This window comes from Sphingobacterium phlebotomi, from assembly GCF_008180195.1.
GTDB classification, from domain to species: domain Bacteria; phylum Bacteroidota; class Bacteroidia; order Sphingobacteriales; family Sphingobacteriaceae; genus Sphingobacterium; species Sphingobacterium phlebotomi.
The window spans coordinates 106,822-130,299 of the sequence record NZ_VTAV01000009.1 but is presented as its reverse complement, the minus strand read 5'-3'; the positions used below and the strand labels follow the sequence as shown (position 1 = coordinate 130,299).

Genomic DNA, 23,478 nt, shown 5'->3' with positions numbered 1-23,478 from the left:
TCTCTCTAAAACACCTACCTTTGCATAGCTAAAATTGATAGGATGACATTGGTCCAATTGGAATATATTATAGCCGTGGATACTTACCGTAGTTTTGTTGCTGCGGCAGAGCACTGCTATGTAACACAGCCTACGTTGAGTATGCAGATTCAGAAACTGGAAGAATCGTTGGGAGCGAAAATATTTGATCGGAGTCGGCAACCCGTCGTACCTACGGAAATAGGCGAGAAGATCATACGACAGGCACGTGTGGCATTGAATGAGAGCAAAAAGATAGAAGAACTATTGCAAGAGGAGAGGGGCGTGATTTCCGGCGAACTAAAGTTAGGTGTTATTCCTACGGTAGCACCCTATTTGCTTCCCGATGTGTTAACCAAGATACTACAGAAATATCCGCAACTACAATTACAGATTTGGGAATATACGACCGAAAGAATTATCCAGGAACTTAAAACAGGACGTTTGGATTGTGGGATTCTTTCTACTCCTTTACAAGAGACTGGTATAGAGGAAACGCCATTGTACTACGAAACTTTTGTAGCGTATGTCTCCGAAAAGAGCCCGCTATATGAAAAGAAAATAGTGACGACAGATGAAATTGCCAATGAAAAATTATGGCTTCTTAATGAGGGGCATTGTATGCGAGGGCAAGTGCTGAATATTTGTCATTACAAGCATAATCAAGCAGCCGACGGAACGTTTGAATATAATACGGGGAGTGTGGAAACACTGAAACGGATGGTGGACATCAATGGTGGAATTACGATATTGCCGGAAATGAGTATCTTAGCTTATGATGAAGACCAGCTTAACCACGTAAGGTATTTCAAAACGCCAGAACCTGTCCGTGAAATCAGCTTGGTAACGACGTCCAACTTTGTGCGGAAACAGGCGGTGAAGGCCTTGAAAAATGAAATTTTAGACATTGTACCCGAACGTTTTAAAACGAAAAAGAAAAGGGAAGTAATGGGGTTTGATCTTTAACGATCATCAGTAAGTATGAGAGTAACTATTCAAAAAAAACTAGACGAACTGAACCGGTGGCGGATGCAGAAGATTTCAAACCGGAATTTTCTGATCATATTGGCTTTTCTCGTCGGGATTATAGGAGGTTTGGCGGCTGCTCTATTAAAAGGTTTGACACATTTTATTGCTGCCACGTTGCAGAATGATATTGAGTGGCATTATAAATATTCTTTTTATTTGATTCTCCCGCTTCTTGGTATTTTGTTGAGTGTATTGTATGTCCGTAAGTTTTTAAAAAAGAAAAAATTTGAACACGGCATCACACCTATTATTTACGCTATATCGAGGAAATCCAGTCGTATAGAACCTCACAATGTTTATTCACAGATTGTAACGAGCGCTATCACGGTCGGTTTCGGCGGATCCTGCGGTTTGGAAGCTCCTATAGCCTATAGTGGTTCTGCCATTGGTTCCAATATAGGGCGTTTTTTCGGATTGCAATATAAAGAAATCACCATGTTGCTGGCCTGCGGTGCAGCAGCGGGAATTGCGGGAGCGTTCAACAGTCCTATTGCGGGGATGATTTTTGCTATTGAGATTTTACTGCCGGAGTTTTCTATACCCGCGTTTATCCCATTGTTGATTTCCGCCGCATTAGCCTCCGTTGTTTCGCGGTTGTTGTATAGCGAACCCCTTTTTCATACAGCGAGTACCGAGTGGGAGATAGGAGCGCTTATCTTCTATATATTGTTGGCTGTAATTGTGGGCTTGTATACTGTCTATTTTGCGAAAATAAGTACAACGGTAAAATCTTGGTTCTCAAAAATCCGTAACCCTTACAACAAGGTATGGTTTAGTGGTATATCGCTTGGACTGATGATTTTTATTTTTCCGGCGCTATATGGCGAAGGATATCTCGCGATACAACAAATGCTTGACGGACAGTTTGATGCTATTGTTAAGAATAGTCTCTTTGCTGAGTTTAGGCATATGGCGGGTGTTGTTGTGTGTTATACTGTTTTAACACTATTTGCAAAATCTTTTGCATCCCTTTTTACATTGAATGGAGGTGGGAACGGAGGGGTGTTTGGTCCGAGTTTGGTAATGGGGGGGCTTCTTGGCTTCGCCTTTGCATATGGTATCAATCAGACCGGCGTTGTGATGCTCAACGTGCCTAATTTTGTGGTGGCGGGCATGGCAGGTGCGCTGGCCGGCATTATGCATGCACCGCTGACAGGTTTGTTCCTAATAGCAGAAATTACAGGAGGATATACACTGATGGTGCCCTTGATGCTGGTTACGTCTATATCCTATCTTATCAACCGTTCTATGCTCAAACATTCCATTTACACCAAAGTATTGGCAGATTCCGGCGATTTACTTTCTTATGAAGATAAAGATCGAACAGTGTTGAGCATGATGAAACTACGTTATGTCCTGGAAACAAATTTTGTCATACTGCGACTGCATGAAACGCCACTAGATAGGAAGTCAGCTATTATTCATTCAAAACGTAATATATTCCCTATTGTAGATGATAACGGCAAATTGCTAGGAACAATCTATAGCGAAAGGCTTTTTTCCATTTTATTGGGCGAAGAGGAAGGAGTTGACAAGACCTTCGAACAACTGGCTCAAAAACCAAACGATGTGGTGCGTGACAAAGAGAATATGGAGATCGTGATGACCAAGATGAACAAAGATGACGTATGGATATTACCTGTGGTTGACGAGGATGATCGATATCTAGGTTTTATTTCAAAATCCAGTGTGTTCAACAAATATAGAGCGTTATTAGTTCGACAAGGGCATTATTTGGAGTGATCACGCATCGCCATTATTTTTGAAACATATTTTCCTACAATATCAAATTCCAGATTAACCGTATCACCCACTTTTACGTGTTGTAGATTGGTGTGTTCTATGGTGTAGGGAATAATGGCAACTGAAAATTGATTGACCTGTGAATTGACCACCGTTAAACTAATACCGTTTACCGTTATAGAACCTTTTTCAACAGTGATGTTTTGCTGTTGTGGTTGGTATGTAAAGGTAAAAAGCCAACTTCCTTGTTGCTCTTCTTTCGCAACACAGATACCGGTTTGGTCTACATGCCCTTGCACAATGTGACCATCGAACCGACCATTTGCTGGCGTACAGCGTTCTAGATTGATCAAGTTGCCAATTTTCAAATCACCTAAGTTAGATTTCAATAATGTTTCCTGTATGGCTGTGACTTTGTGTACATTTTCTTCTATTCCAACAACAGTCAAACATACGCCATTATGAGATACACTTTGATCGATTTTCAACGCATTAGAAATGTCAGATTGTATGAAAAAGTGTAGATTTCCTAACTCTTTTTCTATGTCGGTTACTGTTCCTACAGTTTCTATAATGCCGGTAAACATAATCTTTTTTTTGCAAAGGTAGCTTTTTTATATTTTCTTTTTATACCTTTGTCATAGGTTTAGGTTGATTATCCCGTTTTACGGGATCATATTTTAAAGCCTGGGAAATCGCCAGATTACTCCCAGGCTTTTTTGATGCTAGAATTTATAGGTGATTCCGGCACCGAGGATCTGTCTTACTTGAAGGCCAGGGCCCTCAGTTTCTATGCCGTTTCTTACTTTCGGTACATTGGTGTTATCATCATAAAGTAGCTGTACGCCCGCGTTTACGGTGATAAACCGATTCACTTCCATAAAGAGATTCGCTGTATAGTCTACATCCACGTTTTGTGGGTCTTCCAGGTAATTGGAATATAGCTTTAAGATGTTTTCCAATGATATATTTTCCATTAAATTAATCTTGTAGTAAGCATCTAGAGATGCACCTAACTCAAACCTGGATTTTTTACCGGGATCTACGCCGAATGCACCCGCATTCGATAATTCCTCATCCGTAACGAAAATAAGACGGGCAGCTGCGGGAGATAGGTTCACTTTGAAGTTGTCTGATCTTTTATAGGCGAAACCAGGACCAAAGCTGAGATATGCCGGGGCAAAACCACCTGATATTTTTGTTCTGCCATCGGCAGTGTAATTATATCCATTCGCAAATTGCGTGTTGAAGTTCATAAAAAACGTATACAACCAATACTCAGCTGCTTCGTATCCCAATAAGCTGTTGAGAACAAAGCGGTCATCGTTTTTGCGCCAGTCGGTTTCCTTTTGGAATGTCTGTCCGTAGGCGGCTAATACTTTATTATCCCAACTCCATTTATCTTTTTTATAATTAAAGTCATAATTAAAGATAAGATTGCCGGCAAACGAATTGACACCCCCTGCGGCCCAGTTAGAGAAAGAACTCTGATTAATCAGGAAGGTGTTTTCACCCTTAATAGTCCAGATTTTTGTCGTGTCTTGTGTCGCGTTTTCTTGTGCATTTACACTGACCGACAGTAGGAGTGCGCAGGCATAAGAAATTGTTTTTAATAACTTCATTTTTCTTGATTTTATTAATAAATGTAATTTTGATGTGAAAATACAGGATGAAAATAATAAATGTAGATGAAAATAACGTTATTATGTATCGGAAAAACCGATGAAAATTTTGTCAAGACGGGTATAGAAAACTACGTAATGCGGCTAAAGCATTATGTACATTTCGATATCTCCGTTATTCCCGATATTAAAAATGCAAAACACCTAACGCAAGAACAACAAAGGACTAAAGAAGGTGAACTTATTCTAAAGCAATTGAACAACGGGGATTTTGTGGTATTATTAGATGAACGTGGAAAAACGTTTCGTTCTGTAGAGTTTGCGAAGTTTCTGGAACAGAAAATGGTTGGCTCCGTTCAGCATATTGTGTTTATCATTGGCGGTCCCTATGGTTTTTCGGAAGAAGTGTATGAGCGGGCTAGCCAACAACTCTCTTTGTCCAAAATGACATTTTCCCATCAGATGGTCCGTTTGTTTTTTGTGGAACAGCTTTATCGGGCATTTACGATCTTGCGGGGAGAACCCTATCACCACGAATAAATATTTTTTTATGTAAATTTCCTCTATTAAGCATCTTTCAAAGGTAGAGGAGAGCTAAAGCAAATTCATTTTATATGCGTTGCATTTTTGCATATAAAAGTGAATTTATTTAGGTTTACAGTTATTATCATCACCATAAAAAAAGGAGACTGTTATGGACATAAATAAATTCAAAAGGGACTATAAATTTAAAAGTGCGGAATCAGATAATGATGGTAAACGAAATCTGATTATTATTATTGTCGGTATCATCGTAGTTATCGCACTGGCGTATTTTTTACGGTAACGTAGAGACGCATAATCTTGCGTCTCTACAAAATCAATTCTTTGAATTGATGCCAGGCCATCTTGTCAGTTTTGAATGTTAAGTCTGTTTCCTGTAGACTATCAATTGGCATAAACCGAAATACTTCTATTTTTTCCTGTTTTTTTTCCCTGGAGAAATCAAAAGGGCTTGTTTTTATATCGAATAAAATTGGACTTTTCGCTTGTACTTGATAATAGATAGAAATAATCTGGCTGTCATTAAAGCTGGATTTTTCATAGAAATCCGTCGTATATATATGGCGAACAATATCTATTTCTAATTGGCATTCTTCCATGAACTCCCGTTTTAAGGCATCAATTAAACCCTCTCCATACTCAAGCCCTCCACCTGGAAATTTAGTGAACGATACATTGAGCGTCTTTTCGTCACTAATAAGAACTTCCTCGGTGTCTGTAGTCAATAGACCGTAAACGCGTACGTTAAAATACATTTGAGTTTATTTTGATTTTGTTAAAGGGGTTGAAATCCGTTTTCGATGGCCAGTTCATCCACGCCGAAAAAGGAGTAATGCTTGGGTAAAAACCATTGTATGGTATTCATGATGGTGTTGAAATCTTTCTCTGAAGGAAATTGTGCAGGTATGATATTGAACACTAAATCCTGCGATGCCCGTTCCTCGTCGGTGTAATTCCGTGCAATTAACATGATTTTTGGATTTTTGATCCCGGAATATTGTAAGAACTCGCGAATCTGTCTCCGAAGAAAATTAGGGAAAATCTCTTCAGAAGGTTGTCCTACCAAAATTTTCTCGTCTTTGTCAATACCCAAGTATTCTTTCGGATCGGAAAATACTTTGTTATCGGTGTAAAAAGAACCGTTTAGTTTAAGGTTTACTAGATCGCCATAAGAAAAAATCCAGTCAGGTTGGTTCAAATGTGCGTTAATAGCGATGCCAAAGCCTTGTTCTAATATAGTATCTAGTTGGTTTTTGATAACAAAAGCTTGAAAACTTTCTCCAGTGCTTACCGTCTGGAGTTGAATATAAGGGAAACCGTCTTTGCTAATGGCTACTTCTGGCTCACCAAGCTTGAGGTTTGCGCCATCGATATGATTCAGAAATTGATCACGCCATTGCTCATCCCGCTCGGAAAACGCAGTACCCATCAATTGATTGATGGTAATGGTTTTTTCGAGGTCCCCGAATAAACTGTCCTGCTGATTGTTATTATTGTTGCTTATACTCATTATTCTCTCCTCTAAAAAGAGCCTAAAAGTAAGGATTCTTTTACAGAAAATCACTATCTTGGAGTCCTATGTCGGAAAAGAGATTGGATATTCTCGATCGTCGGGCGTATGAGTATATATTAGAACATTATATGGAGCCCGATCTGGATCGCAACCGTATTGCTACTGCGCTTGGCTGTTCGACCAGAAATCTGAGCCGTGCATTTAGAAATATGACGATACCTGCAGCTATTCGAATGCTTCGTTTATATAAAGGGAGGCTCATCGGTGATGTGTTCTGCTTCATCATTATATAAGTTATCTTATTTTGTATACACGCTGGCTCATGGCCAACTGCTTATGAGCCATCGAGCATACGTTTTGGCTCATTGCTAATCACTTTTGCCTCATAACATATACGCTTCTATACCGAGTGTTTTCTATTTTTTTAGTTAAAAAAACACTTTTGTGGCTTTAAAACACTGTTTTCTTACTAAAAATAAGTTCAAATTTCTCTCTTGATAGTATGTATTTGTGCCAAAAAAATCAACGTTTTGGGTAGCATCAACAGAAAACCCTTTACCGAACACGCCAAAAAAGCTATCTTTGTGCCTAAAATTAAGATTCCAAGAGATGAATATTTCCTATAATTGGCTGAAGAACTACATAAACATAGAAAAGACACCGGAGGAGCTATCCTTGATTTTGACGGATATCGGACTGGAAGTGGAATTGTTAGAAACGGTGCAGCGCATTCCGGGTGGTTTAGAAGGTCTGGTTGTAGGAGAGGTGAAGACATGCGAGCAACATCCAAATGCGGATAAATTGAAAATTACAACAGTAGATGTTGGTGGGCCGGAGTTATTGCATGTTGTTTGTGGTGCACCAAATGTGCGGGAAGGACTAAAAGTGATTGTAGCGACGGTAGGAACGAATTGCCATCCCACCAATGGTGAGCCTTTTAAAATTACAAAATCGAAGATCAGGGGAGAAGTTTCGGAAGGGATGTTATGTGGTGAGGATGAAATAGGTTTAGGAACTTCACACGCCGGCATTGTAGAACTGAACGCTGATGCAGTCGTAGGTTCTCGTGTGAAAGATTATTTTAACATACAGGACGATTTCCGATATGAAATCGGGTTAACACCAAACCGTGCAGACGCTGCTTCTCATTTAGGTGTGGCCCGTGATTTAGCCGCTTATTCCCGTAAACCATATACGTTAAGTGATGTTGCTGCTTTTCAAGAAGGAAAGGAGACTGGTGTACAGGTAGAAGTAAAAGCACCGACGGCGGCTCCTCGCTATGCAGGTGTAACTATTTCCGGTATCACTGTAGGAGAATCACCTGATTGGCTGAAAGAAAAATTGAATGTAATCGGTGTGCGTCCGATCAATAATATCGTGGACATTACGAATTATATATTGCACGACTTGGGGCAACCGCTTCATGCATTTGATGCGGCGAAGATTGCAGGGAATAAAATAATTGTACGTTATGCCGATGAAAATGAGTCTTTTGTGACGTTGGATGGTGTAGAAAGAAAGCTATCCGCAGAAGATTTGGTGATTGCAGATGCAGAAAAACCGATGTGTATCGCGGGTGTATTTGGAGGAGAGCATTCTGGCGTTAGCGAGACAACGACAAGTGTTTTCTTGGAGTCCGCTTATTTTGATGCCGTATCGGTGCGTAAAACATCGAAACGCCATGGGTTAAAAACAGACTCTTCCTTCCGTTTTGAGCGCGGTACAGATCCCAATATGCCGATGTATGCGTTACAAAAGGCGGCGCTGATGATCCAAGAGATCGCCGGTGGTAAGGTCGTTTCGTCTGTAACGGACAGCTATCCGAACCCTGTTTCGTCATTTGTATTCCCGGTTCATTATGGTCGGGTGCGTCAATTGATCGGTAAGGAAATATCCGATACGGAGATCAGAGCAATTATCGAGGCACTGGGAATTGGTGTTTCGGAAGAAAACGGTGAAGAAATTACGGTAAGTGTACCCGCATATAAAGTGGATGTTACACGCGAAGTCGATGTTATCGAGGAGGTACTGCGTATTTATGGTTATAACAATATCGAATTAAACCCGCAGATTAAGTCTTCTCTAAATACAACGGAAAAGCCGGATAAAGAAGTGGTGTTAAACCAGATTGCAGATTTATTGATAGGAAATGGCTATCGCGAGATATTGAACAATTCCCTAACGAAATTATCGTTTGTCGAAGACGAACAAACGGCTGTTCGTTTGGTTAACCCGTTGAGTTCGGATTTAGATACCATGCGTCAAAACCTGTTGTTTTCGACATTGACGACCGTTGCCTACAATCAAAAGCGCAAAAACCCGAACGCTAAATATTTTGAGTATGGGAAAACGTATTTTAAAACCGAAGAGGGGTACCAAGAGCGACAGAACCTCTCGTTATGTGTCGCCGGAGATCAAATAGCGGAGCATTGGAGTTTAAAAGGTAAAAAGACGAATTTCTATCATATAAAAGCGGCTGTTGATGCTATAATCAAACGTTTGAATATACAAGGATTGCAGCTGCAGGAAACTGACGGCAAATATTTCGATTACGGATTGGATTATAAGAAAGGACAAAAAGTTTTGGTAACGTTCGGTTCTGTCTCTGCGGATAATCTAAAAAAAGCTGATGTGGACGGGAAAGTTTATTTTGCGCAGTTTGATTGGGATCTGGTTAGTAAGGTAATACGTAAGAATACAATTAAATATAAAGAGGTCTCCAAATTTCCTGCAGTACGACGGGATTTATCGTTATTAATAGGCGATGCGGTGACATTTGAGGAGCTTACACGAATAGCGACGAAGACCGAACGTAAATTACTAAAAGAAATCAACATTTTTGATGTTTACAAAGGGACAGGACTTCCGGAAGGGAAGAAATCCTACGCCTTAAGTTTCACGTTGCTAGACGAAGAAAAAACGTTAAATGACAAACAAATTGACGCCATAATTAAAAAATTAATGCTTAACTTTGAACAAGAAATTGGTGCTGTAGTGCGCTAATGGATACGTTTAACGATTAATTGCGAAAAGATTATATGGCTGGACTATCTACACAAATGAATGTTATCGTCGAGAAGACGAAGAATCTTATTCAGTTGTGCGACGCCCTGCAGGAAGAGAATGATTTGTTAAAGCTAGAAGTACAATCGTTACAGGTGGCATTTCAGACGAGTACCGACAAAGTACAGCAGTTGGAGGAAAAGGTTAAGGCTTTGGCAGTTGCAAAGACATTCGACGAATCAGCGGTAGATAAAGAAGCTATAAATGAAAAAATACTTGACACAAAGCAAAAAATTAACGATTTTGTGAGAGAAATAGACAGATGTATAGGTTTGTTGAAGTAGGGCAGAGAGAAGAAGGAGAAACCTGTTACGTTATTTAAGCTCAAGAAACATGGGAGAAATTTCCATAAAAATAAATATCGCAGACCGTGTTTATCCACTAAGGGTAGCTACGGAAGAGGAGGAAGTGATTAGATACGCTGCGAAATTAATTAATGAAAAAATAAAGGAATTGCAGGAAAATTATGCAGTTCGTGATAAACAAGACTTATTGTCTATGTGTGTTTTGCAATACGCCACAGGAATGATAAAGGCAGAGCGCAACGCACAGCAACATGAGGATGGATTGGAAGAGCAGGTTCACGAATTGGATGATATGTTAACCAATTTCTTTAGAAAATAAATATATCGTTCTTTATTTCAGAGCTTTATAACGACGAATTTGCCGCAATTAAATTCGGGTTGTCACTATTTTAAACTTAACGCTTCAATATCACGAGCGAAAACAAGATGTAGGCCATTTTGCGAAAGCCATCTAGGTCATGATCAATTGCTCAAATCATGTGTAATCGAAGTTTAATAATACATGGGACCTGTTACATTTAATTGCGGTTTTTTTTTTGAATAAACAGAAATAACATATATATAATAACAATGGATTTAATTACTATTATTTCGATTATAATTTCGCTGATTATAGGGGTCGTTATCGGTCGTTTTTTGTTGCAGGCAGTCTTCAAAAAGCAAGAGCAAACGGCGCAGGAGAAAGCGGAAAGCATCATTAAAGAGGCCGAAAAACAGGCTGAGCATCACAAAAAACAACGTAATCTAGAGGCAAAAGAAAAATTTTTGCAACTCAAAGCCGAGCATGAGAAAGAAGTTAACCAACGAAACAGCACGGTAACACAAAAGGAAAATACGATTCGGCAGAAAGAGCAGTCGTTGAATCAAAAATTGGAAAGTATCAATCGGGAAAAGCAAGAATTGGATACCAAGAATAAAAAGCTTGACCATTTGATTGAACTCAACGAGAGAAAGTCAGAAGAAGTAGACCAATTGAAGAATCAACACATCAAACAATTGGAAACAATTGCCGGTTTATCTGCTCAAGAAGCGAGAGAACAGCTGGTCAACTCGCTACGTGAAGAAGCTCGTTCACAAGCTATCATGCAGATCAAAGATATTGTGGATGAGGCAAAGCTGACGGCATCAAAAGAGGCCAAAAAAGTGGTTATCCAAACGATCCAACGGACAGCAACAGAATCAGCTATTGAAAACACAGTATCTATTTTCAATATCGAAAATGATGAGATAAAGGGACGTATCATTGGCCGTGAAGGACGGAACATTCGCGCTTTGGAAGCAGCAACGGGTGTGGAAATTATTGTAGACGATACACCAGAAGCTATTATATTGTCCGGATTCGATCCAGTGCGCCGGGAGATAGCCCGTTTGTCATTACATAGATTGGTTACTGATGGACGTATTCACCCCGCTCGTATTGAAGAGGTTGTGGCGAAGACACGTACACAAATTGAAGATGAAATCGTTGAAATTGGTGAGCGCACAGCAATAGATTTAGGGATACACGGTCTTCATCCGGAATTAATACGAATGGTTGGGCGTATGCGCTACCGTTCTTCTTACGGACAGAATTTGCTGCAACACTCCCGTGAAGTTGCCAACTTTGCGGCAACCATGGCGGCTGAACTCGGTCTAAATGTAAAGCATGCGAAGCGAGCGGGCCTATTGCACGATATTGGAAAAGTACCTGATGACAATCCTGAATTGCCGCATGCTATTTTAGGTATGCAATTGGCCGAAAAGTATAAAGAACATCCGGAAGTTTGCAATGCCATTGGTGCACACCACGACGAGATAGAAATGACCTCTTTGATTTCACCAGTTGTTCAAGCATGTGATGCTATTTCAGGTGCACGTCCTGGGGCACGCCGCGAAGTTGTGGAAAGCTATATCAAGCGTTTGAAGGAATTGGAGGAGCTTGCTCTTTCTTATCCAGGCGTGGAAAAAACATTTGCTATTCAAGCAGGTCGCGAATTGCGCGTCGTGGTCGAATCAGAGAAAGTTTCTGATGCGCAGGCAGAGATTCTGGCAGCGGATATATCCAACCGGATCCAAACGGAAATGACGTATCCAGGCCAAGTCAAAGTAACGGTTATTCGTGAAACAAGATCGGTTGCCTATGCAAAATAGTGATTGTTATACAGATTAAAATAAAGCTGCTCCTAACGAAGGCAGCTTTTTTTATGCTAACTTCCTTATCCAAATTCCTTATTTTTGAGCAAATACCAGCTTATGCAAATTCTTGTAGTAGAAGACGACAATCGAATCAGTAATTTTTTGGTAAAGGGATTGATGGAATGTGGTTATCTGGTCACTTTATGTAAAAATGCGGAAGATGTACTGAAACAATATATAAATATTGAGTGGGATCTGATCATTTTGGATATTATGTTAGCCGATATGGACGGTGTACAGCTTTTGCAAGCGTTGCGCTATAAAAAAGTATATACACCTGTTCTGATGCTAAGTGCATTGAACAGTGTACAGGATAAAATATCGGCGTTAGACTATGGTGCTGATGATTATTTAACAAAGCCGTTTCATTTTGATGAACTGATCTCCCGCATTCGCGCACTTACACGCAGACGACAATATGAACAATTGGAGACCCCGACGGCAGAGTTGCAATTTGGGCAATTGTACATCAATCTGGAGCAATATAAAGTGACCTTGGCAGGAGAACCTGTGGAATTGTCTCCCAGAGAATATAAGTTACTTATTTATCTAGCAGAAAATGTTGGCAAAACCGTAACAAGAATACAGATATTGAATGCCGTTTGGGGCATCACGTTTGAGAACCATACAAATGTAGTCGATGTATATATATCCTATCTACGAAGTAAAATCGAAAAGGGCGAAAAATACATCTTTACGGTGAAAGGTGTAGGCTATATGTTTAAGGGTTAATGGTATGAAACTAAGGCACAGACTATCCCTATATGCAGTTGTGATATTTGGTGTCATTATGCTGATCTTCTCGGTCGTTATCTATTTTTCGTACTATGCGCAGATGGAACGGAAAGAACGTCAATCATTGGAAAGCAAATCGCTATTGGCGGCGATTTACTATTTGGAACAAGATGAACTGTCATTTCTGGAACACGCCAATGTTAAAAGCCAATTGCACCGCACGATCTCCAGACGGAATATTGCGGTGTTCGATAGCACAAACCACGTATTTAATGGAGATATGCCGACGACTGGGCAAATCTCTCCTGATTTTTTAGCGGAGGTACGTCGTGCTGAAAATAGCTTTTTCAAAACCGATTCCTTTTTTTATAACGGAATTTTTTACCGGGATAATCAAGGCGATTTTGTTGTTGTCACCCGCGAACCGAAAGATGCCTTTAACGCACAGATGCTTTCGCTCTTTCATATCCTCATCGCCGTATTCCTATCCGGTATTGCATTTATCTTTCTGTTCTCCCGGTATTTAAGTCATATCGCTTACCAGCCCATTATGAAGATTATTGATCAAATCCGGGAACGGGATAGCATAAACTTCAATAAACCCCTGTCACTGAACAAGACTTATGCTGAAATCGAAGATCTGGTGAAAACCTACAATCATTTTGTAAAACGTATCGCAGAGACATTTAACGTACAAAAGAACTTTATCGACTATGTTTCGCACGAATTGCGCACGCCAATTGCCGCTTTATTAGGTACGCTCGAAGTGACCGAAAGCAAACCGCGGTCTGTAGAGGAATATAAAAATGCCATTGCACAACTGGAGCAATATACATTGGACTTGCAGACGACATTAGAGCAAATGATGCTTCTTTCAGGAGCGAAAACGAACTTTGAATTAAAGCCCATACGTGCAGATGAGGTCATGTGGCAGGTTATTGAGAATATGGTGCTCTATCATCGAGCGCGTATCGAGGTTGATATCCAAGTAAAAAATAATAGCATGCTAACGGTGGAGGCAAACGATAAGCTATTGGAGCTTGCCTTTGGAAATATATTGGAAAATGCCATTAAGTATTCGGATAACCAAGTAGTTCGTGTTCTTTTTCATGAACAGGAGGGGAAACTTGTTATCACGATCATCGATCAGGGAATTGGTATTCCGGAGCATGATATGCAGTATATCCGACAGAATTTTTATCGCGCGAACAATGCGCTGAAATACCAAGGGAAAGGTATAGGCTTGTCTATGGCGAATATTATTTTTACGTTGCATCGTATAGAAATGCGTATTCTATCCATAGAGAAAGGTACGACCGTTCAGCTATATTTCTAATCAAACTCTAATCTATCTTAAAGTTTACCTTAATACTGTCTGCATAACTTTGCCGGAAATATATTTGAGGTGAAATTTTACATAACTATTTTTTTCTTTTTTATTGTATCGCTTGGCGTTGCTCAACCTTATACGCTATCACAACTGGAAGCGAATTTTCTGAAGGAAAATTACCTACTATTGGCCGCTAAATTTGATGTTGGTAAGGCAGAAGCGGGAATCATACAGGAAAAAGTATGGGAAAATCCAAGTTTGGCGGTCAGTGAAGTAAATCTATGGGCGAATGCGGGCAGTGAGGTGTTATCCCCTCTTTTTGGACGGTATGGCAAAACCCAGCAAATCTCCATAGAATTAGAGCAATTGATCGAAACGGCCAGAAAACGAAAAAAACGCGTAGCGATCAAACGACTGGAACATCGTTTTGCCGTCTACGAATTCGAAGAACTCGTCCGTGAATTAAGAAAGGAACTCCGCCAGCACTTCCATCACCTAACATCTTTAAAATATAGCCAATCCCAATTAATCGATATGGTGAAGCTATTTGAACAGCTGGAAAAACAGTATCAACGACAGGCACAGCAGGAGAATGTATCCAAAGCGGATTATAATCGTGTACACAATGAATTGTTGGGTATGCAAAAAGACTTAGCGGAGCTGGAAGTGGATGCCGAATCAAGTCTCTCCACTTTGCGCGTGCTGACCGGAATAGCCGACTTGGAAATAGAAAAACTTCTGGTAGAGGAATCATTCGTAAGCCGTACCCTGCTATTGCCTAATGATATGACCAGTTTGATAGCCGACCAAAATATCGGGATTAAGAAACAGTCAACGGCAATCGAAATGGCAAAACAGCAATTGGAGCTGGAGAAGGCCCAACGAACTCCGGATTTAACAGTGCAATTGGGATATGACCGTGGTGGAAATATCATGCAGGATTTCATTGGGTTGGGGATACAGATGGATCTGCCTGTTTTTAATAGAAACAAGGGGAATATACAAAAAGCTAAACAGCAGGTAGATCAAGAGCATCTAACGTATACGGCGTTGCAATGGGAGTTGGAACAGGCTGTACAACGTTATAAAAATCAACTTTTAAAATATGAGAATGCATTAAATCAGTGGTCAAGTGAAACGGAAGGCGAGCAGAACAGTCTGGTCGAAAACTACCGGAAACATCTCGAGAATCGTCAGGTCACGTTAATGGAATTTATGGACTATGTGCAGTCTCATCGAGAAACAAGGCAATCATTCCTGGAGTTGTGGGAAAACTACAATAACACGTTTGAGGAGCTACAATATCTAATAGGTAAAGATTTTTAACAAGGTTATGAGAAGTGTAATGTATTGGTATTTAATGGGGATATGCTGTGTATTCGTGTCCTGCGCCCCCAAAGTAGAAGAGAAGCAATCGGTGGCTGCAAGGTCGGAAACGTTTTGTCTGAATGAAGCGTTACGTAAATCGACTGAAATTATTGTCGTAGAAGAACGTCCGGTTACCGAGCAGTTGACCTTATCGGGAAAAATAGAGTACAACGAAAATGATAGAATGGCGTTTCGTAGTCTTTTATCGGGTATAGTAGAAAAAGTGGATTTTGAATTAGGCGATCCGGTATATAAAGGACAGGTATTGGCAACAATAAAATCTACGCAGATCCAGGAACTCTATCAGCAACAGCGCTACCAACAAAATCAAATTAGTTTGTTGGAAAAGCAAGTTGAAAGTAAAAAGGAACTTGCTGCGGACGGGCTGTTGGCAACGCCGGAGGTTCTTGCGGCCGAACATGAATTGGAGAGTGCTATCATAGAACTCGACAGAGTAACCGAAGCTTTATCGCTTTATAAAGCAGCAGGAAAGGACGCTTTTCATATTCTTGCCCCGAAGAATGGTTACATTATTCAAAAATTGATCAGTCCGGGTCAAAACGTGACAGCGGAAAGCGCACCTCTTTTTTCTATTTCCAATTTGAAAGAGGTGTGGGTGATGGTGAATATCTATGCTAGTAATTTACGGTATGTATCACTGGGAAATAGTGTGAAAGTTCGCACGATCGCCTATCCGGATAAATTTTATACGGGAAAGATAGATAAGATATACAATGCCTTTGATGACAACGAACATGTGCTCAAAGCACGAGTTGTATTGGCAAATCCCCAATTGGATTTAATGCCGGGATTGAGCGCGGATATTATCATTGATCTGCAAAATGATGCAGGAAATGCATTTGCTATTCCAAATCGGGCGAAAGTGTTCAGCAATAACAAAGAGTACGTGGTCGTGTATCGGGATAGCTGTGATATGGAAATCAAACCCATATCAACCGTAGGACGTAATGAGGAGTATACGTTTATAAAGGAAAAATTAAAACCAAATGAGCAAATCATTGGTTCAAATGCCTTGTTGATTTTTGAGCAGCTGAATAAATAAAGAATGAAGAAGTTAGTACAAAGCATCGTGACATTCTCGTTGCAGCATACAACATTAGTACTATTTGCTGTAATGATATTATTGTTTGGCGGTATTTATGCTTTGCGCCATACAGCGGTGGAGGCATTTCCCGATGTAACAAATACGCGGGCGCGTGTTATTACGCAATGGGCTGGACGTAGTGCGGAGGAAATGGAAAAACTGATTACGCTACCCATTACCAAGGAATTGAACAGTATTCCGCATAAATCCAATGTTCGTTCTATTTCACTCTTTGGCTTGTCTGTCGTAACTGTTCAGTTTGAAGATGGGGTAGATGATTTCTATGCACAGCAATATGTGTCAAGTAAATTGTCGGGTGTAGATTTGCCAGATGGTGCTAGTACGGAAATAGAACCACCCTCCGGAGCAACAGGTGAAATCTTTCGATATGTGATAAAAGGGGATCTGCCCATTAAAGAAATAACGGCTTTACAGGATTGGGTTATCGAACGGGAGTTACTCAGTGTTCCCGGGATTGCAGATATTGTCAGTTTTGGAGGAGAGGAGAAAATTTATGAGATTAAAATTCACCCTGCAGAACTGAAAAATTATGATTTATCGCCGTTGGATGTGTATGAAGCGGTATCAAAATCGAATATCAATGTGGGAGGGGATGTCATTGAACAAGGTGATCAAGCTTATGTCGTACGCGGAGTAGGGTTATTGGATAAGCTGGAAGATATTGGTAATATCACGATTAAACTTAACGGTTCTACCCCGATTTTAATAAAACATGTTGCCGATGTTGACATTTCCCATAAACCGCGTTTAGGACAGGTAGGGCTTGGGGACGAGGATGATCTGGTGCAGGGCATTGTCGTCATGCTGCGTGGCGAGAACCCCTCCGAAGTTATTACCCATTTAAAAACGAAAATCGAAGAGCTGAATCAACGGACCTTACCAGCAGGTGTGCATATCGAACCGGTAATCGACCGTACACATTTGGTAGACAATACCGTCCGTACCGTCTCGCATAACTTAATTGAAGGTATTTTACTGGTTTCTTTAATCGTTTTTATTTTTCTGTACAACTGGAAATCAACTTTTATCGTAGCATCCGTTATCCCGCTGTCTTTCTTGTTTGCAATCGTCATGCTAAAAATACAAGGTATACCGGCAAACTTGATTTCGATGGGTTCATTGGATTTTGGCTTGCTGTTAGAAGGGACATTGGTTATTGTGGAAACGGTATTTGTTGCGCTAGCCGGTTTATCCCATCGTGTTGGTCCGGAGCGTTTTGCAAAGATGAGTAAATTGGGCGTTATCAAAAAAAGTGCTGGAAGTGTGGCATCCTATATCTTTTTTGCCCTTGTCATTCTGATTGTGGCCTTGCTTCCGATTTTTTCTTTTCAAAAGGTAGAGGGGAAAATGTTTACACCGTTGGCTTTTACACTCGCGTATGCTTTATTAGGGTCGTTGATTTTGAGCTTGACCTATGTACCCGCGATGTGTAAACTGTTGTTTACCAAACATATTGAAGAACGGGAAAACGCAGTGACCCGATTTTTTCAGCGAACTATCTTCGGTTTGTTTAAAGTGAGTTTTCGATATAAAAAGACGACCGTTGGTATTTTCCTAGCGATTTTGATAGGCTGTTTATTTAAATTTTTGCACTACGGGTCAGAGTTTCTACCTAAACTAAACGAGGGTGCGATCTATATACGCGCGACTTTACCCAATAGCGTCAACCTTCGCGAGTCTACCCGATTGACGACAGAAATGAAAGCAATTATGGAAGACAGCTGTGAGGAAATTGATTTTATATTGACCCAGACCGGACGTCCAAACGATGGAACGGATCCCACGGGGTTCTTTAACATTGAGTTTAATGTACAATTGAAAGAGGAGAAGCAATGGAAGCGGAAGGTAAAAAAAGATGATATTATACAGGAATTGCGGGATAAGCTCGCACATTATCCCGGTATTAACTTTGGTTTTAGTCAACCAATACAAGATAACGTGGAGGAGTTTGTCGCGGGCGTGAAAAGTTCGTTGGTTATCAAAATATTTGGTGACGATCTGTATGATTTAGAAAATTATGCAGAACAGGTAGCTTCTGCCATAAAGAAAGTACATGGCATTACCGATATTAATGTTTATAAAAATATTGGATTGCCGGAACTACGTATTCAGCTGCACGATTCGGAAATGGCAAAATATGGATTGTTTACCGCCGATGTGCAAGCGGTGGTAGCGATGACAATTGGTGGACAAGCTGCAACGAAATTTTATGAACGAGATCGGCAGTTTGATATTGTGTTGCGCTTTGATGAGCATTATCGCGATACACCCGAAAAGATTAAAAATATTTTAATTCCGAGCAGTAGTGGCCGGGGTATCCCTTTGCAGGAGATAGCTACCATTGGTTATGAAACAGGCGCTGCATTTATTTACCGAGAAGGAAATAGTCGCTATATTGGTATTGGGTTTAGTATCGACGGACGAGATTTGGGCAGTACGATTGCCGAAGCGAAAGAAGTGGTGGAACGAGAAGTGTCTTTGCCTAAGGAAAATTACATGGAATGGGCAGGGGAGTTTGAAAGTAAAGAGCGAGCGGCCAAACAGCTATCACTGGTTGTTCCTGTGAGCTTGGCATTGATATTATTGTTGCTCTATTTCAACTTTGGCAATGTAAAAGACACATTGGTGGCTTCGTTAACTTTGGCATTTGCATTTATCGGAGGTTTTGTTTCGTTATGGGTGACAGGCACGGTGTTTGGTATCTCGGCAGGTATCGGTTTTATTATCTTATTTGGGGTAGCTACGATTGACGGTATTGTGTTACTTGGTGTGATACGAGATAACCTTCGTCAGCGAATGCAGCTTTTACCTGCTATTTATGCAGGCGTCAAAAGTCGGATACGTCCGGTCGTGATGATCGCGCTAATGGGATCCATGGGATTGTTGCCGGCGGCGATGTCTACGGGCATGGGCTCGGAGATTCAAAAACCACTTGCTATCATGATTGTCGGAGGACTGTTGATCTGTCTGCTCTTGAGTTTTACGGTGTTGCCGGTATTTTTTTATTGGATGAATAGAAAGCAGCAGCAACATAAAGGTTAAACCAAATATTCTGTACCTTTGGAATATGAACAAAAAACAGAAGAAAGCTCCTAGCAAACCGACATTCGAGAGACCAATAGAGCGTATTTTCTATGAAATGGATCAAAACTTTGCAACGGGCAATAAAATCGTGTATGCCGTATTCATTGCTTTGACATTCTTCGGTGTGATGGGGTTGGTGTGGATGATTCCGTTTCCTAAACTTGGTTTCTTAGTGCGTACGAATATGGATACGTTTTTAAACTGGGGCTCTTTTTATATAGCTATTATCATCTATTTGTATTTACGACTGGCTCCCACGCTGTCATACGCCATGCTTTTTACCATCGGTGTGATGAGTTTTTGTATTGTTCAGTTGGAATATGTAGAACGCGACGGCGGGCCGGCGGTCTGGCTGGTGTGTACAATACTGACTGTTATCGGTATCGTAGGAACTGCATTCCAAGCGAAGAAGGAACCGGTAGAAATTGCTCCAGCGGATGTGTGGCGCTTGCTAACCATAGGTCCTATTTGGCTTTGGTCTAAAATATTCGCTTTGCTTAAAATAAAATATTGACAACCTATCTTTTCCTGTATTTCCCTGTTTTGTTGTTTTAGTGGCAATATATGTTTATGTTAAAACATAATCCGTAAATTTGGGGTCATATAGAATAGGTAACTTTATCTCAAATTTAAAAGAGCACAGTTATGTTAAAAGGATTTTTTAATGTTCCTACACCAGTTAATGAGCCCGTTAATTCGTATGCTCCTGGTACCAAGGAACGAGCCTTATTGGAAGCAGCGATAAAAGAAGCGAGAGCAGCGGAAGTGGATGTTCCAATGTATATCGGAGGAAAGGAAGTACGCACGGGAAATAAAGCGAAATTGACCCCTCCACATGACCATCAACATATATTGGGTTATTACCATGAAGGTACAAAAAACCATGTGGAAGATGCTATCCATGCGGCGCTGGCTGCAAAAGAAAAATGGGAAAACCTGCCTTGGGAACAACGTGCTGCTATTTTCTTAAAAGCTGCAGAACTCATTTCAACGAAATATCGCTATAAGATTAATGCGGCAACGATGTTAGGGCAGTCCAAAAACCCTTATCAAGCTGAAATTGATTCCGCCTGTGAACTTGCAGATTTTTTGCGCTTCAATGTAGCTTATATGACCGAGATCTATAGTGAACAACCTCCTGCGAATGCAAAAGGTGTTTGGAATAGGGTAGAGCAACGTCCGCTAGAAGGATTTGTGTTTGCACTGACACCATTCAACTTTACGGCAATTGCCGGTAACCTACCTTCTTGTGTGGCGATGATGGGAAATGTGGTTGTATGGAAACCTTCCAATACACAGATTTATTCTGCAAATGTAATTATGGAGGTGTTTATCGAAGCGGGTCTTCCTTCAGGTGTAATCAACTTAGTATATGTTTCTGGTCCGGACGCGGGTGACATTATCTTTAAACATCCCGATTTTGCGGGCATCCATTTTACTGGTTCTACGGCTGTCTTCCAAAATATCTGGAAAGCGATAGGGGAGAACATTCACCGTTATAAGACCTATCCGCGTATCGTCGGTGAAACAGGTGGTAAAGATTTTATCTTGGCACATCCATCGGCTGACGTTGAAGTATTAAATACGGCATTGGTTCGCGGTGCGTTTGAATTTCAAGGACAAAAATGTTCTGCAGCTTCACGCGCTTACATTCCGCAATCGTTGTGGGATGATCTTCGTCCGCGTATGGAAAAGGATATACAATCGTTCAAAATTGGTGGAACGGAAGATTTTAGTAATTTTATTAATGCTGTTATTGATGAAAAGGCATTTGATAAGATTACATCTTATATAGACCGGGCGAAAAGTTCAGCCGATGCCGAAGTCATTATTGGTGGTGATTATGATAAATCGAAAGGTTATTTTATTCATCCTACCGTGATTTTAGCTAAAAAAGCAGACTATGAGACGATGAGTGAAGAGTTGTTCGGACCGGTATTGACTGTCTACGTTTATGAAGATGATAAATGGAACGAAACGTTGGAATTGGTTGATAAAACATCTATTTATGCGTTGACAGGCTCCATTATTTCTCAATGCCGTTATGCTATTGACGAAGCGACTTATGCGTTGCGGAATGCGGCAGGTAATTTCTATATCAACGATAAATGTACTGGAGCAGTAGTTGGCCAACAGCCGTTTGGTGGTGCAAGAGGTTCGGGTACAAACGATAAAGCAGGTTCCATGATTAATTTATTGCGTTGGGTTTCTCCACGTACTATCAAGGAAACATTTAGCCCGGAAACGGATTACCGTTATCCATTTTTAGGTTAATTATTATTATAGCCCACGATTTAAATCGTGGGCTGTTTCATTATGAAGACTTCCGAGCATAGAAAACCAATTGAATTTACGGTGCCTGTACGGGGTGACGAAGCTTTTTACGTCATGGACAACACCGATACCAATTTCTATGCGTATTACCACCGGCATCGGGAATTTCAAATCACCTATATTGCAGCTGGTGGAGGTGCTTTTATGTTGGGAAACTTGATACGTCCCTGTCTGGAAAACCAGGTATTCCTTATTAAACCTAATGATCCCCATATGTTTTTTAAAGATGAACGTATTATGGCACCTTCCCAAATACATGTTATTCATCTTTTTTTCTCCTTGGAAAAACTACATCCGTTTTTTGATATGACGGAAATGCAGGCAATCAAATCACTTTTTTATAACTTGGATGCTAGTAAACTCCTACCAGAGCAGTTTGCCGTACCTTTAAAGGAATTGTTTCTGCCGCTGAGCACGGACGGTGGCCCATCAAAATTGATTAAGGTTATTCAGATATTTAAAGCTTTGGTGGCTCATCAAGACCATTTCATATCGATATATTCTGGTTTGAACAAAGTGAATTTTCAAGACGCGGACGGTCTCCGTATTAACACGGTCATCAAATATGCGCTTGAAAACTACAAGAAAACTATTTCTATCGAAGAGATTTCGGCACTCATCCACCTAACACCAACTGCTTTTTGTAAGTTTTTTAAAAAGCATACCCAAAAAACATTTGTTTCTTTTCTCAACGAAATACGTATTGAAAGTGCCTGTCAGCTACTCGTTAATAACAAAGTGGAGAGTATTGCGGAAACGGCATATCAATGTGGGTTTAATACCGCGGTTCATTTCAATAGAGTATTTCTGCATGTGATGAAAGTCTCTCCTAAAGAGTTTATCGCAGCACACACGCGAAGAGGTTAGCTTGACGATTTAAAAAACCTATAGAAGTTTGTATTCTGTTGCGATACGGACCAACTCAATCATATTTTTCGCCTTGAATTTTTGAAGAAGGTTTCGTCGATGTGTTTCAATCGTCATCGGACTTACAAAAAGCATTTCTGCTATTTGGGGCGTGGTGTATCCGGATGAAATGGCTGTTAATATTTGCTTTTCTCTTTTGGTTAATTTAGGTATCGCCAATGCATCGTGGGGTTGGCTTAGAATAATTTGCTGAACTTCGTTGCTGAATGCTACTTTTCCGTTTAAAGCATCCTGAATACAATTGATGATTTCTTGTGCGTCGGCATTCTTCAGAATATAGCCATTCGCTCCGTTTTGCAGAAATTGAAAGATAATACTCCTTTCCGCTTGGTTGCTTATACCGATGACGACCGTTTTGGGCCAATTTTTTTTAATCGTTTTGCAAAAATTTAGACCGCTTCCATCGTTCAGTACAATATCCAATAACACCAAGTCGACGGTATTTCCGCGTATAAAATCCAGAAAAGCTTCGCCCTTCGTGAAGGTAAAAATCTCCAACGTCGTGTCACTCTGTAATAAGGATTTCAACCCCTCCAATATCATTGGATGATCGTCCATCGTCC

At 40.5% G+C, this 23,478-nt stretch carries 22 protein-coding genes; 17 read left to right on the top strand and 5 right to left on the bottom strand.

Annotation, left to right across the window (positions count from 1 at the left end):
• Positions 1 to 42: 42 nt before the first annotated feature.
• Both FXV77_RS13500 and FXV77_RS13495 read left to right on the top strand, forming a co-directional pair.
• On the top strand, positions 43 to 984 hold the full coding sequence (locus tag FXV77_RS13500) for a hydrogen peroxide-inducible genes activator (protein WP_148919761.1): 942 nt from the start codon (positions 43 to 45) through the stop codon (positions 982 to 984).
• Between the two features lie 15 nt (positions 985 to 999).
• Complete coding sequence (locus FXV77_RS13495) at positions 1,000 to 2,790, top strand: chloride channel protein (RefSeq protein ID WP_148919760.1); 1,791 nt, start codon at positions 1,000 to 1,002, stop codon at positions 2,788 to 2,790.
• On the opposite strand, the gene FXV77_RS13490 is transcribed toward FXV77_RS13495, so the two are convergent.
• Together FXV77_RS13490 and FXV77_RS13485 are read right to left on the bottom strand one after the other, a co-directional pair.
• The gene (locus tag FXV77_RS13490; protein ID WP_148919759.1) at positions 2,778 to 3,377 is read right to left on the bottom strand and encodes a riboflavin synthase; all 600 of its coding nucleotides are present in this window, start codon (positions 3,375 to 3,377) and stop codon (positions 2,778 to 2,780) included. The two genes, FXV77_RS13495 and FXV77_RS13490, sit on opposite strands and share 13 nt — an antisense overlap.
• Before the next feature lie 138 nt (positions 3,378 to 3,515).
• On the bottom strand, positions 3,516 to 4,412 hold the full coding sequence (locus tag FXV77_RS13485; RefSeq protein WP_148919758.1) for a DUF3078 domain-containing protein: 897 nt from the start codon (positions 4,410 to 4,412) through the stop codon (positions 3,516 to 3,518).
• Between the two features lie 66 nt (positions 4,413 to 4,478).
• Between FXV77_RS13485 and rlmH the strand changes: the two genes are divergently transcribed.
• A complete protein-coding gene (rlmH, locus tag FXV77_RS13480) occupies positions 4,479 to 4,952 on the top strand; it encodes a 23S rRNA (pseudouridine(1915)-N(3))-methyltransferase RlmH (protein ID WP_148919757.1) in 474 nt (157 codons plus the stop codon).
• A 154-nt stretch (positions 4,953 to 5,106) separates the two neighbouring features.
• Positions 5,107 to 5,238: a hypothetical protein gene (locus FXV77_RS22555; RefSeq protein ID WP_262713626.1), complete on the top strand. Its 132-nt coding sequence runs from the start codon at positions 5,107 to 5,109 to the stop codon at positions 5,236 to 5,238.
• Positions 5,239 to 5,263: 25 nt separating this feature from the next.
• Here the strand turns inward: FXV77_RS22555 and FXV77_RS13475 are convergent, their stop codons facing one another.
• Both FXV77_RS13475 and FXV77_RS13470 read right to left on the bottom strand, forming a co-directional pair.
• A complete protein-coding gene (locus FXV77_RS13475) occupies positions 5,264 to 5,710 on the bottom strand; it encodes an NUDIX domain-containing protein (RefSeq protein WP_148919756.1) in 447 nt (148 codons plus the stop codon).
• Positions 5,711 to 5,730: 20 nt separating this feature from the next.
• Positions 5,731 to 6,465: a hypothetical protein gene (locus FXV77_RS13470; protein ID WP_148919755.1), complete on the bottom strand. Its 735-nt coding sequence runs from the start codon at positions 6,463 to 6,465 to the stop codon at positions 5,731 to 5,733.
• A 68-nt stretch (positions 6,466 to 6,533) separates the two neighbouring features.
• Between FXV77_RS13470 and FXV77_RS13465 the strand changes: the two genes are divergently transcribed.
• The 13 genes from FXV77_RS13465 to FXV77_RS13405 all read left to right on the top strand — a co-directional run bounded on the left by FXV77_RS13465 (position 6,534) and on the right by FXV77_RS13405 (position 22,855).
• On the top strand, positions 6,534 to 6,761 hold the full coding sequence (locus FXV77_RS13465) for an AraC family transcriptional regulator (RefSeq protein WP_148919754.1): 228 nt from the start codon (positions 6,534 to 6,536) through the stop codon (positions 6,759 to 6,761).
• 316 nt (positions 6,762 to 7,077) lie between these two features.
• Positions 7,078 to 9,471 carry a phenylalanine--tRNA ligase subunit beta gene (gene pheT, locus FXV77_RS13460; RefSeq protein WP_148919753.1) on the top strand — a complete coding sequence of 798 codons (2,394 nt, stop codon included), beginning with the start codon at positions 7,078 to 7,080 and terminating at the stop codon, positions 9,469 to 9,471.
• Positions 9,472 to 9,506: 35 nt separating this feature from the next.
• Positions 9,507 to 9,815 carry a hypothetical protein gene (locus tag FXV77_RS13455; protein ID WP_148919752.1) on the top strand — a complete coding sequence of 103 codons (309 nt, stop codon included), beginning with the start codon at positions 9,507 to 9,509 and terminating at the stop codon, positions 9,813 to 9,815.
• A 49-nt stretch (positions 9,816 to 9,864) separates the two neighbouring features.
• A complete protein-coding gene (locus FXV77_RS13450) occupies positions 9,865 to 10,155 on the top strand; it encodes a cell division protein ZapA (RefSeq protein WP_148919751.1) in 291 nt (96 codons plus the stop codon).
• A gap of 251 nt (positions 10,156 to 10,406) precedes the next feature.
• Complete coding sequence (rny, locus tag FXV77_RS13445; protein WP_148919750.1) at positions 10,407 to 11,966, top strand: ribonuclease Y; 1,560 nt, start codon at positions 10,407 to 10,409, stop codon at positions 11,964 to 11,966.
• Positions 11,967 to 12,068: 102 nt separating this feature from the next.
• Complete coding sequence (locus FXV77_RS13440; protein ID WP_148919749.1) at positions 12,069 to 12,743, top strand: response regulator transcription factor; 675 nt, start codon at positions 12,069 to 12,071, stop codon at positions 12,741 to 12,743.
• Between the two features lie 4 nt (positions 12,744 to 12,747).
• A complete protein-coding gene (locus tag FXV77_RS13435) occupies positions 12,748 to 14,082 on the top strand; it encodes a sensor histidine kinase (protein WP_222867795.1) in 1,335 nt (444 codons plus the stop codon).
• Positions 14,083 to 14,151: 69 nt separating this feature from the next.
• The gene (locus FXV77_RS13430; RefSeq protein ID WP_148919748.1) at positions 14,152 to 15,402 is read left to right on the top strand and encodes a TolC family protein; all 1,251 of its coding nucleotides are present in this window, start codon (positions 14,152 to 14,154) and stop codon (positions 15,400 to 15,402) included.
• A 7-nt stretch (positions 15,403 to 15,409) separates the two neighbouring features.
• Positions 15,410 to 16,507, top strand: a complete 1,098-nt coding sequence (locus FXV77_RS13425; RefSeq protein ID WP_148919747.1) for an efflux RND transporter periplasmic adaptor subunit — start codon at positions 15,410 to 15,412, stop codon at positions 16,505 to 16,507.
• A gap of 3 nt (positions 16,508 to 16,510) precedes the next feature.
• The gene (locus tag FXV77_RS13420) at positions 16,511 to 19,612 is read left to right on the top strand and encodes an efflux RND transporter permease subunit (protein WP_148919746.1); all 3,102 of its coding nucleotides are present in this window, start codon (positions 16,511 to 16,513) and stop codon (positions 19,610 to 19,612) included.
• Between the two features lie 25 nt (positions 19,613 to 19,637).
• Positions 19,638 to 20,168 (top strand): DUF962 domain-containing protein, encoded by a 531-nt coding sequence (locus FXV77_RS13415; protein ID WP_148919745.1) that lies wholly within the window; start codon positions 19,638 to 19,640, stop codon positions 20,166 to 20,168.
• Positions 20,169 to 20,299: 131 nt separating this feature from the next.
• Positions 20,300 to 21,928, top strand: coding sequence for an L-glutamate gamma-semialdehyde dehydrogenase (gene pruA, locus FXV77_RS13410; RefSeq protein WP_148919744.1), 1,629 nt, complete (start codon positions 20,300 to 20,302; stop codon positions 21,926 to 21,928).
• 42 nt (positions 21,929 to 21,970) lie between these two features.
• The gene (locus FXV77_RS13405) at positions 21,971 to 22,855 is read left to right on the top strand and encodes an AraC family transcriptional regulator (protein ID WP_148919743.1); all 885 of its coding nucleotides are present in this window, start codon (positions 21,971 to 21,973) and stop codon (positions 22,853 to 22,855) included.
• Positions 22,856 to 22,873: 18 nt separating this feature from the next.
• Here the strand turns inward: FXV77_RS13405 and FXV77_RS13400 are convergent, their stop codons facing one another.
• Entirely contained in the window at positions 22,874 to 23,473 is a 600-nt protein-coding gene (locus FXV77_RS13400; RefSeq protein WP_148919742.1) for a response regulator, read from the bottom strand.
• Positions 23,474 to 23,478: the final 5 nt, after the last annotated feature.